Source organism: Solirubrobacter soli DSM 22325, assembly GCF_000423665.1.
Classification (GTDB): Bacteria; Actinomycetota; Thermoleophilia; order Solirubrobacterales; family Solirubrobacteraceae; genus Solirubrobacter; species Solirubrobacter soli.
Genome location: NZ_AUIK01000025.1, coordinates 178902 through 188941, shown reverse-complemented (window position 1 = coordinate 188941; position 10040 = coordinate 178902). Strand labels below are relative to the sequence as shown.

Below are 10040 nucleotides of genomic sequence, written 5' to 3'. Positions count from 1 at the left end.
CCCCGCGCGGTGCGGCGGCGTCCCCGCGCGGTGCGCGCGCCACCGTCACCGCGGCCATCAACAGCGCGCCCAGCGCGGCCGGCCACGCGGCGTCGATGTCGAGCGGGCCCGCCACGACGAAGCCCACGAGCGTCAGCGCGAGGACCACGAGCGGTGCGGGCGCGAAGGGCGGCATCGATTCGCGGGGCGTGCGGCCGGGCGGCTCGAGCTCGCGGCGGAACACCCACCGCAGCGCGCCCCACTCGATCGCGATCGCCACCACCCACGGCAGCGCCATCAAGGCGGCGAAGCGCGCGAACGAGAGCTCCGAGGCGCGGAACGCGAGCAGGTTCGTCAGGTTCGAGATCGGCAGCAGCAGCGACGCCGAGTTGGCCAGGTGCGCGCACGCGTACACGTGCGGGCGGCCGTTGAGGCGCGTCTTCGCCGCGGCGGCGAACGCGGCGGGCGTGAGCAGGACGACGGTCGCGTCGAGGCCGAGCACCGCGGTCACCGCGGCGGCCGCGACCACGACCAGCGTCAACAGCCGCGGCGCCGACCCCCGCGCGCCGCGCGCCAGCCGCGCCGCGAGCGCGTCGAACACCCCGGCCTGCTGGCACCCGTGCCCCAGCACGAGCAGCGACGCAAGCACGACGAGCGTCGGCGCGAGGTCGCCCGCTTCGGTGCGGACGTCGTGCCAGGAGAGGCCGCCGAGCAGGAGGAGCAGCGCGGCGCCGCCGAGCGCGACCGCGGCCTCGGGCGCGCGCCGGTCCTGGACGACCGCGGCGACGATCGCGGCCGCCAGCAGGACGGCGGCGAGAACTACCACGGCCGCGTCGCGCCGCCCGCGCGCGCCGCCGCGTCACGCCGCGCCGCCGGACCGCGCCGCGCCGCCGGACCGCCCCGCGCCGCCGGACTCCGCCGCGCTGCCGGACCGCGCCGCGCCGCCGGACCGCGCCGCGCCGCCGGACCGCGCCGCGCCGCCGGACCGCGTCGCCGCGCCACGCCACGCCGCGCCGCCGCGCGCAGCGGCCTCACCACAGAGCCTCGTGGCGCTCCATCACTCCCCACCCGGTCAGCTCACCGGCCACCGGGAGGGAGCCGGAGAAGCTGCCGAAGGGTTGTTCGTAGTCGGAGGCGATCACGAGGTAGTTCTCGCGCTTTGCCCGCGTGGCGACCGCTTCGAACGCGAGGTCGCCGACGCGCGTGAGCCCGTCGAAGGGTTGGTGGGCGACCTCGTGGGGCTTGCCGTCGACCCAGACGGTGCGTTCCGAGGGCGAGCGGTCGTGCAGGCCCTCGACGAGGTTCCACACGACGGACGCGCCCGAGGATGACACGCCCGCGCCCGCCGACCAGCGCCACGCGGTGCGGCGCGCGTGGCGCCCCCGCGACTCGTCCAGCAGGCCCGGCAGGTCGATCTCCCGCCCGAGCACGGTGCCGCGCACGCGCAGCGGCGTCTTGCGCGTCCACGCCGGCCCGGTGGTCACCTCGATCGGCTCGCCCTTCTCATACGCGAGCGAGAACGGTGCACGCGTCCCCTCGTGCAACGTCGAGCCGTCCCACACCGCCCACCACGAACGGCGGATCACGCCGACCTTCGCCCACGCGCTGCACAGCATCAGATCGGGTCCGAACGCGCCCATCCACTGCCACGACTTTTGGAGTGCCATCGACCGGAACGATATGCTCGTTGACTGACGGGTCAGTCCGTCTTGGGAAGGAGAACCCTCGTGCGTGCCGCCGCCGTCCAGCTGCAGTCAACCCCTGACCGGGACCGCAATCTCGCGACCGCCGACCGCCTCACCCGCGAGGCGGCGAAGGCCGGAGCGGACCTCGTCGTGCTGCCGGAGAAGTGGCCGGCGCTCGGCACGCCGGAGCAGACGATCGCCGCGGCTGAGCCGTTCGACGGTCCGATCCAGGCGTGGGCGACGAGCATCGCCTCCGAATTGTCCATCGATCTGGTCGCGGGCTCCTTCAGCGAGTCGACCGGCGGCGAGCGCGGCGCGAACACGTCGATCCATGTCGGCCCTGACGGCGAGCTGAAGGCGAGCTACCGCAAGATCCACATGTTCGACGTCGAGGTCGGCGGGCGCGTCTACAAGGAGTCCGAGCACGAGGCGCCGGGCGACGAGATCGTCGTCACGACGCTCGCCGACGGCGCCGAGCTGGGCATGTCGATCTGTTACGACGTCCGCTTCCCGGAGCTCTACCGGATCCTCGCGGTCAAGGGCGCGCAGATCGTCGCCGTGCCCGCCGCGTTCACGTTCGCGACCACCCGCGACCACTGGGAGATCCTCCTGCGCGCTCGCGCGATCGAGGGGCAGGCGTTCGTCGTCGCCGCCAACCAGGTCGGCGAGCACGCGCCGGGCATCCGCTCCGGCGGGCGCAGCATGATCGTCGACCCGTGGGGCGTCGTGCTCGCGACCGCGCCGGACACCGAGACGTTCATCGTCGCCGAGCTCGACCTCTCACGGCAGGCCGAGATCCGCCGCACGCTGCCCTCGCTGGCCAACCGGCGTCCCGAGGCGTACCGCTGGCCGACCGAGGTCCACGCGTAGTGACCAAGCAGGCCGCGGTCGACAAGCGCAGGCTGATCCTCGACGCGGCGGTCCGCGTCTTCGCCCGCGAGGGGTTCCACTCGTGCCGGGTATCGGACATCGCCAACGAGGCCGGCGTCGCGTACGGGCTCGTCTACCACTACTTCAAGTCCAAGGACCAGGTGCTCGACACGCTGTTCCTGGAGCGCTGGGACTTCCTGCTGGAGGCGATCCGCGAGACCGATCGCCTCAACGTCCCGGCCGAGCAGAAGCTGACGGCGATCGCGGGCTTCATCGTCGAGTCCTACCGTCACGACCCCGACCTCATGAAGGTGATCATCGTCGAGGTCACGCGCGCCGCGAACACGTTCGGCGCGACCCACATCGGCAAGATCGGCGAGGCCTACGCGCTGATCCGCGGCGTGGTCGAGAAGGCCCAGGAAACCGGCGAGTTCCGCAAGGAGATCCCCTCCGAGTTCGCCGTCATGGCGTTCTACGGGGCGATCGAGCAGGTCCTCACCGGGTGGATATTCGGGCTCCTGCCGGAGAGCGACGCCGAGTACGAGCTGGCCAAGACGTACGTGGTTCGCACCATCGTCGGCGGCTTGGCCGCATAGACTCCGCCGCCATGACCGAAAACGAACTCGTCAAGCGCCTGGCTTGGTCCGGACTGCTCGCCGGGGTGGGCGCACTGGCCTCGATCGTGACCACGCGGATCGCGGCCGTGGTATTCCGCCGCATCTTTGGGGAAGATCCGCCCGAGTGAAAGACGACGACCCCCAGCGCACGCAGGAGTGGAGCCCCGGCTTCGACGACGAGCAGCCGGGCGCGACCGCCGAGCAGGCGGCCGACGTCGCCGCGGCGCGCGAGGCGCAGGCGCAGGCTGAGCGGACCGCCGCCGAGGCGCGCGGTGCCGAGTTGCGCCAGCAGGTGCTCGACGCCGAGGCGCGCCGCGCCGAGGAGGAGACCCACAAGGCTCACGACGAGGTCGAGGAAGCCGAGAAGGCCGAGGAGAAGCTCTCCCGCAAGGAGCGCAAGGCCAAGGAGCGGGCCGAGCAGGCGCAGGCCGAGGCCCGGCGGGCGCGTGAGCAGGCCGAGAACGCCGAGAAGCTGGCCCGCGAGAAGGCAGGGGCCACGAACCCCAAGGCGAACCTCTCCGGTGCGAACGTGATGTCTCCGGGAGTGGGATCAGACACCGACCCCGCGGCCGCCGCCGCGGCGACCTCGTCGTACGAGGCGCCCAAGCCGGCGGAGGCGAGCCCGCTCGAGCGGCCCGAGGTGGCCGCGGGCGTGGCTTTCGCGAGCGCGTTCCTGATTGCCCGCATCCTCAAGAGGCTGGTCGACTGAGCAATGGCGGACCCACAGATTTCGGACCTCGGCAAGGCGATCCAGGAGGTCTCCGAGAAGGCCTCGCTGCTCGTCCGCGAGGAGATCGAGCTGGCCAAGGCGGAGGTGACCGAGAAGATCACCGGCCTGGCCAAGGGCGCGGCGGTCGGCGCCGCCGCGGGCATCTTCATCCTCGCCGGGCTCATCTACTTCCTGCACTTCATCGCGCTGCTGATCGCCGACATCCTGGGCACGAACGCCTGGGTCGGCTATCTGATCGTCTCGGGCGCGCTGTTCCTGCTCGGCGGCCTGGCCGGCTTCCTGGCCGCGCGCTTCTTCAAGAAGGGCTCGCCGCCGACCCCACAGATGGCCATCGAGGAGGCTCAGCTGATCAAGCAGACGATCACGGCGCCGCACCCGGCGACGCCGTCGACCACGGTCGCTCCCGCCCCGCCGACCCAGGTGGAGTCGCGATGAGCGCCCCCCGCTCCCCGGAGGAGATCCGAGCGTCGATCGAGGCCAATCGCGCCGAGCTCGCGATCGCGGTCGAGAGCCTGCGCGGCGAGGTCACGAAGGCGACCGACTGGCGCGCCCACCTGCGCGCCCACAAGCGCGAGGTCATCATCGGCGCGGCCGTGACGGGCTTCGTCCTCGGCGGCGGGATCGCCGCGTTCACCGGTCTGTTGACCGGCCGCCGCTCCAGCCGGCGCTACTAAGCGGGTTCGGGCGCCGGCGGCGGCGTATCGTCCGGGGGCGGCGTAGGCGTCCCCGGAGCGATGAGGTCGTTGAGCGTCTGGTCGTGGCGGAAGTCCCACCACTCGCGGATCGCGATCTGCACCGACGCGGCGATCGGGATCGCCACCAGCGCGCCCAGGACGCCGAGCAGCGTCGACCCGAACAGCACCGCGACAAGCACGATGAACGGGTGCACGTTGACCGCCCGCTTCTGGATCTGCGGCTGGATCACCGTGTTCTCGATCTGCTGGTAGGCGATCGAGTAGATGACCCAGACGATGGTCGCCGTCGGGAAGTCGGCGAAGACAGTCACGATCCCGACGAGGACGGCGCCGATGGTCGCGCCCACGAGCGGCACGAGGTCGGAGAAGAAGATCACGATCGCGAGCGCGGCGGCGAACGGCACGCCGAGGACCGTAAGCACGATGTAGGCGAGGATCGCGGCCACCGTCGCCTGCGCGAGCACGCCGCCGACGTAGGCGCCGACGGCCTTGCCCATGTGGTCGAGCGCCTTGCGGATCCGCGCTGACTGCTCGGCCGGCCGCAACTCGAGGAAGCGGTTCACCCAGCCCCGGCCGCTCCCGAGCAGGAACGCGGTCAACACGAGGATCGTGAACAGCGCGAAGAGCGAGTTGACGACGCCGAGGCCGATGTCGCCGAGGACGCTCGCCGCGTCGCCGATCCGCGCGGGCAGCTTCTCGGCCTGCTGTTGGAGCTTCTCGGTGATGTTGTAGTCGGCCTCGATCTTGCGCAGCCGCTCGTTCTTGTCGGCGAAGTCCTGGACGTCCTGCGCGTACTTGGGCAGGTTCTGGATCAGGTTGTTGCCCTGCGTAACGAGCGGGGGAATGATCAGCGCGCCGATCCCGATCGGGATCAGGAGCAGACAGAAGTAGACGATCGTGATCGCGAACCCGCGCCGCATGTAGTTGTTGAGCAGGTTCACCGGCCCGCTCAGCGCAACTGCGAGGAACGTCGCGATCAGCACCCACCCGATCGGCTTGCGCAGCAGGAAGATCAGGTACAGCGAGATCGCGAACGTGACGAAGATGAGCAGCGTCCGCACGAGGATGCGCGGCGAGAACGCCGGCACGACCTGGATGGTCGGCGGCTCACCCGGCTTGCGTGTTGGATCGAGCGGAACGCCCACCGGGCGGGGCTTTCCAGCCCACGCCCGGGATTCCTTCTCAGAAAGGTCCGAGCAAGTCTGATCGAAGCCCGGCGACGCCGAGCACGCCCGGGCCGGTGTGGGTGCCGATCACGGGGCCGATCTCCGACAGGAGCTCCGGGTCGCGCCCGTAGATGTCGCGCCCGCGCTCGGCCAGGCGCTCGGCCTCGGCCGACGCCTGGATGTGCTGGATCGCGAACTGGTCGCAGCCGTTCTCGTGGCGCTGCTCGAGGTGGGCGACGAGGCGCTCGAACGCGCGACCCGCCGTCCGCACGCGTTCGACGGGCTGCATCTCGCCCTCGATCGTGAGGATCGGCTTGACCTTCAGCGTGGCGCCGATCCACCCGCGCACGGCCCCGATCCGCCCGCCCCGGCGCAGGTACTCGAGCGTGTCGACCATGACGATGATCTGCAGGTCCTCGCGCAGCTTGCGCGCCGCCGCCGCGGCACCCGCCAGGTCCGCGCCGCCCGCCGCGGCGTTGGCCGCCGCGACCGCCATGAACCCGTGCCCCGCGCACCCCGTGAGCGAGTCCACGACGAGCATCTTCTCCGGCGCCATCCCGCGCTCGATCAGCAGGTCGCGCGCCTGCTCGGCCGCGCGCACGGTGCCCGAGATCCCGCCGCTCAGGTGGATCGAGAGGATGTCGTCGCCGTTGGCCACCAGCGGCTCGTAGACCGCGAGGAAGTCACCGACGCTCGGCTGTGACGTGCTCGGCAGCTCACCGCCGCTGCGCAGGAAGTCGTAGTAGGCGTCGTAATCGACGAGGTCGCTCTCGCGATCCGTCCGCCCGTCCCAGTTGACGTAGAGCGAGACGAGCCGAACGTTGTGGCGCTCGATCACCTCGCGCGGCAGATATTGCGTCGTATCGGTGACCACGGCGACTTCGGACATAGCCGCCGGAGACTAGCCGGTGACCCGGACGAGCGTTTACGCGCCACGAATGTCGTACGCCGCTCACGCAGACGTCATAGGGTCGCAACCGCACCTCAAAAGGAGGCCACACCATGAAGTTCCTGGCGCTGATCTACAACGACGAGAGCTCATACGCGGACGCCTCGCCGGCGGACATCGCGGCGACGTTCGAGGCCCACGGGAAGTTCGGCCAGGCCGCCGGGGAGGCGGGCGTGTTCGTCGGCGGCGACGGGCTCCAGCCGACCGCGACCGCGACCACCGTGCGGGTGCGCGACGACGAGCGCATGCTCACCGACGGCCCGTACGCCGAGACCAAGGAGCAGCTCGGCGGCTACTACCTGCTCGAGTGCAAGGACCTCGACGACGCGCTCAACTGGGCCGCGCGGATCCCCGAGGCCAAGACGGGCGCGATCGAGGTCCGCCCGGTCATGGACTACGAGGCGATCCAGGGCCAGATCGACGGCGCGCAGGCCACCGCCTCCTGACCGGCCCGCAGCACGTACTCGTCGACCGCCTGTTCCGGCGCGAGTCGGGACGGGCGGTCGCCGTTCTCGCCCACATCCTCGGCGACCTCGACCGCGCCGAGGAGGCGGTGCAGGACGCGTTCCTCGTGGCGCTCGAGCGCTGGCCGCGCGACGGGTTGCCCGACAATCCGGCGGCGTGGATCGTCACCGCGGCGCGCAACCGCGCGCTGGACCGGATCCGGACCGAGCGCCGCTGGGCCGGCCGTCGCACCGCGCTCGAGGCCGAGCTGCGCGCGCTCGGCGGCGATGAGGAGGACGCCTACGAGGAGCCCGTGTCACCGATCCCCGACGAGCGGCTGCGGCTGATCTTCACGACGTGCCACCCGGCGCTCGCGCCGGAGGCGCGGGTGGGGTTGACGCTGCGCGCGCTCGGCGGGCTCACGACCGCCGAGGTCGCCCGCGCGTTCCTGATCTCCGAGCCGGCGATGGCGCAGCGCATCACCCGCGCCAAGCAGAAGATCGCCGCGGCGGGCATCAAGTACGAGGTGCCGCGCGACGCCGACCTGCCGGCGCGGCTGCGCAGCGTGCTCGCGACCGTCTACCTCGTGTTCAACGCCGGATACGGGCCGCCGGTGCGGCCCGGACTGTGCGGCGAGGCGATCCGCCTCGGCCGCGTGCTCGTGGACCTGATGCCCGACGAGCCGGAGGCGATCGGCCTGCTCGCGCTGATGCTCCTGCAGGACTCGCGCCGCGATGCCCGCGTCGACGCCGACGGCCGGCTCGTCCTGCTCCCGGACCAGGACCGCTCGCGTTGGGACGTCGCGGAGATCGTCGAGGGCGAGCGGCTGGTCGCGCGCGGGTGGCGGCTCGCCCGTCTCGGCCCGTACCTGATCCAGGCGTCGATCGCGATCGAGCACGCGCGCGGCTCGGACTGGGACCGGATCGTCTGGCTCTACGACCAGCTCCAGCACGTCTCGCCGACGCCGATCGTGGCCTTGAACCGCGCGGTCGCGGTCGCGGAGCGCGACGGGCCGCTCGCCGGCCTGGAGCTGATGGACACGATCGACCTCGCCGACTACCACCTCTTCCACGCCGCTCGCGCGGATCTGCTGCGCCGCCTGGACCGCCGCGAGGAGGCCGCCGCGGCCTACCGCGAGGCGCTCGCGCGCACCGAGAGCCCGGTCGAGCACGAGTTCCTTGCACAGAGGCTGCACGAAATCTCCGCAGATAAAGGGGCCTGACCCCTTTATGTTGGGCGCGTGTCCGACGCACTGATCGTTGAGGGCTTGCGCAAGCGGTACGGGGCGAACGAAGCGCTGAAGGGCGTCGATCTGCGGATCGGTGAGGGTGAGCTGGTGGGCCTGCTCGGGCCGAACGGGGCCGGGAAGTCGACGCTCGTGAAGATCACCTGCGGGCTCGTCCGCGCGACCAGCGGGAGCGTCCAGGTGAGCGGCGCGATCGGCTACCTCGCCGAGCTCTTCCGCTTCCCGGACTGGCTGAGCGCGGATGAGCTGCTGCATCTGCACCAGAAGCTCGCGGGCTCGTCCGGGGGTGCCCCGGAACGGCGGGAGCTGCTCGAGCTGGTCGCGCTCGGCGAGGTGGCGGACCGGCGCGTGGGCGCGATGTCCAAGGGCATGCAGCAGCGGCTCGGGATCGCGCAGGCGATGATCGGCGACCCGAAGCTGCTGCTTCTCGACGAGCCGACCAGCGCCCTTGACCCCGCCGGCCGGCGGACGGTGCGCCAACTGCTCGAGAACCTGCGGGAGCGCGGCGTCGCCGTGCTGCTCAATTCGCACCTGCTGAGCGAGGTCGAGCTCGTCTGCGACCGCGTCGCGATCATCGCCCGCGGCGAGGTCGTCGCCGCCGGCTCGCCGGCCGAGCTCAGCCACGCGGGCGGGGTCGAGATCGACACCGGCCACGGGACGCGGACGTTCGCCCAGGCCACGCGCGACGACATCCCGCGGCTCGTGCGCGAGCTGGTGGCCGAAGGCGAGGACGTCTACGAGGTGCGGGTCATCCGCTCGACGCTCGAGGACACCTACCTCGAGGTGGTGGGCGGCCGGTGAAGGGCGCGCTGATCATCGCCTCGTTCGCGCTCCAGGAGTCCGTGCGGCGGCGCGTGTTCATCGTGGTCGCGCTCCTGACGGTCGCCTTCCTCGGCCTCTACGGGCTCGGCACGTGGCAGATCTCCGGCAACGCGGACGAGATCGGCCAGACGACCTCCGAGGGCGTTGACGGGCGGGTGCTCTTCGGCGGCACCCTGCTCGGCCTCTCGATGTTCGCGACGCTCTTCCTCGGCGCGGTGCTGGCCGTCTTCCTCACGCTCAACGCCGTCCGCGGCGACGCGGAGCGCGGACTGCTGCAGCCGCTGCTCGTGCGGCCGATCTCGCGCGGGACGTTCCTCGCCGGCCGCTTCATCGCGGCCGGCAGCGTCTGCGCGGCCTACGTGATCGTCGTGTTCCTGGCGAGCGCCGTGATCACGGACGTCTTCATCGGCTGGTGGCCGGACCGGGTGGTCGTGCCCGCGCTGGAGCTCGGCGTGGCGGTGGCGATCATCGCCGCGCTCGCCCTGGCCGGCTCGGTCGTGCTCTCGAGCACCGCGAACGGCATCGCGATCTTCATGCTCTTCGGCGCCGGGCTGACCGCCGGCCTGCTCGGCCAGATCGCCGAGGCGCTGAGTTCCGACACCCTCGCCGATGTCAGCAAGGCCGCCTCGTGGGTGCTGCCGTTCGAGGCGCTGTACCAGTCCGCGCTGAGCCAGATCACCGCCGACACGTTCGGCTTCACCCGCTTCGCGATCGACCTCGGCCCGTTCGGCGGCGCGCAGGCCTTCGGCGCGGGCCTGTGGCCGTACGTGATCGTCTACACCGCGCTCGTCGGCGCGTTGGCGCTCGCCGCGTTTCGGCGGCGCGACCTGTAGGGAA

Annotated in this window: 14 protein-coding genes; 10 read left to right on the top strand and 4 right to left on the bottom strand. The window is 71.7% G+C overall.

Annotated elements, in window-relative coordinates; translation table 11 throughout:
• A partial coding sequence (locus tag G569_RS0120700; protein WP_028064838.1) for an SLC13 family permease occupies positions 1-805 on the bottom strand: 805 nt, incomplete at its 3' end.
• 205 nt (positions 806-1010) lie between these two features.
• Positions 1011-1646, bottom strand: a complete 636-nt coding sequence (locus G569_RS0120695) for a DUF2804 family protein (protein WP_084285294.1) — start codon at positions 1644-1646, stop codon at positions 1011-1013.
• Positions 1647-1706: 60 nt separating this feature from the next.
• Here G569_RS0120695 and G569_RS0120690 point away from each other — a divergent pair, with 60 nt between their 5' ends.
• The 6 genes from G569_RS0120690 to G569_RS0120665 are packed head-to-tail and all read left to right on the top strand — an operon-like array spanning position 1707 to position 4555.
• A complete protein-coding gene (locus tag G569_RS0120690) occupies positions 1707-2534 on the top strand; it encodes a carbon-nitrogen hydrolase family protein (RefSeq protein WP_028064836.1) in 828 nt (275 codons plus the stop codon).
• Positions 2534-3130, top strand: a complete 597-nt coding sequence (locus G569_RS0120685; protein WP_028064835.1) for a TetR/AcrR family transcriptional regulator — start codon at positions 2534-2536, stop codon at positions 3128-3130. Before G569_RS0120690 ends, G569_RS0120685 begins: the two co-directional genes overlap by 1 nt.
• An 11-nt stretch (positions 3131-3141) precedes the next feature.
• Positions 3142-3279 carry a hypothetical protein gene (locus G569_RS62795; RefSeq protein WP_157592186.1) on the top strand — a complete coding sequence of 46 codons (138 nt, stop codon included), beginning with the start codon at positions 3142-3144 and terminating at the stop codon, positions 3277-3279.
• The gene (locus G569_RS0120675; protein WP_028064834.1) at positions 3276-3860 is read left to right on the top strand and encodes a hypothetical protein; all 585 of its coding nucleotides are present in this window, start codon (positions 3276-3278) and stop codon (positions 3858-3860) included. Before G569_RS62795 ends, G569_RS0120675 begins: the two co-directional genes overlap by 4 nt.
• A 3-nt stretch (positions 3861-3863) precedes the next feature.
• Positions 3864-4316 (top strand): phage holin family protein, encoded by a 453-nt coding sequence (locus G569_RS50155; RefSeq protein WP_053226723.1) that lies wholly within the window; start codon positions 3864-3866, stop codon positions 4314-4316.
• The gene (locus tag G569_RS0120665) at positions 4313-4555 is read left to right on the top strand and encodes a DUF3618 domain-containing protein (protein ID WP_028064833.1); all 243 of its coding nucleotides are present in this window, start codon (positions 4313-4315) and stop codon (positions 4553-4555) included. The genes G569_RS50155 and G569_RS0120665 overlap by 4 nt, the downstream gene beginning before the upstream one ends.
• Here the strand turns inward: G569_RS0120665 and G569_RS0120660 are convergent.
• A complete protein-coding gene (locus G569_RS0120660; protein WP_028064832.1) occupies positions 4552-5721 on the bottom strand; it encodes an AI-2E family transporter in 1170 nt (389 codons plus the stop codon). The genes G569_RS0120665 and G569_RS0120660 overlap by 4 nt on opposite strands.
• Positions 5722-5758: 37 nt before the next feature.
• Positions 5759-6631, bottom strand: a complete 873-nt coding sequence (locus G569_RS50150; protein WP_037497803.1) for a DegV family protein — start codon at positions 6629-6631, stop codon at positions 5759-5761.
• A 113-nt stretch (positions 6632-6744) separates the two neighbouring features.
• Between G569_RS50150 and G569_RS50145 the strand changes: the two genes are divergently transcribed.
• From G569_RS50145 to G569_RS0120635, 4 genes are read left to right on the top strand one after another with little or no spacing between them, the layout of a single operon-like run.
• The gene (locus G569_RS50145; RefSeq protein WP_053226722.1) at positions 6745-7137 is read left to right on the top strand and encodes a YciI family protein; all 393 of its coding nucleotides are present in this window, start codon (positions 6745-6747) and stop codon (positions 7135-7137) included.
• Entirely contained in the window at positions 7134-8357 is a 1224-nt protein-coding gene (locus G569_RS0120645) for an RNA polymerase sigma factor (RefSeq protein WP_028064831.1), read from the top strand. Before G569_RS50145 ends, G569_RS0120645 begins: the two co-directional genes overlap by 4 nt.
• 18 nt (positions 8358-8375) lie before the next feature.
• Entirely contained in the window at positions 8376-9182 is an 807-nt protein-coding gene (locus tag G569_RS50140) for an ABC transporter ATP-binding protein (protein ID WP_037497800.1), read from the top strand.
• Positions 9179-10036: an ABC transporter permease gene (locus G569_RS0120635; protein WP_028064830.1), complete on the top strand. Its 858-nt coding sequence runs from the start codon at positions 9179-9181 to the stop codon at positions 10034-10036. Before G569_RS50140 ends, G569_RS0120635 begins: the two co-directional genes overlap by 4 nt.
• Positions 10037-10040: the final 4 nt, after the last annotated feature.

Coding starts and splice junctions, on each gene's coding strand:
- G569_RS50155 (WP_053226723.1), top strand. CDS start 3,864: ATGGCGGACCCACAGATTTCGGACCTCGGCAAGGCGATCCAGGAGGTC.
- G569_RS0120695 (WP_084285294.1), bottom strand. CDS start 1,646: ATGGCACTCCAAAAGTCGTGGCAGTGGATGGGCGCGTTCGGACCCGAT.
- G569_RS0120665 (WP_028064833.1), top strand. CDS start 4,313: ATGAGCGCCCCCCGCTCCCCGGAGGAGATCCGAGCGTCGATCGAGGCC.
- G569_RS50145 (WP_053226722.1), top strand. CDS start 6,745: ATGAAGTTCCTGGCGCTGATCTACAACGACGAGAGCTCATACGCGGAC.
- G569_RS50150 (WP_037497803.1), bottom strand. CDS start 6,631: ATGTCCGAAGTCGCCGTGGTCACCGATACGACGCAATATCTGCCGCGC.
- G569_RS62795 (WP_157592186.1), top strand. CDS start 3,142: ATGACCGAAAACGAACTCGTCAAGCGCCTGGCTTGGTCCGGACTGCTC.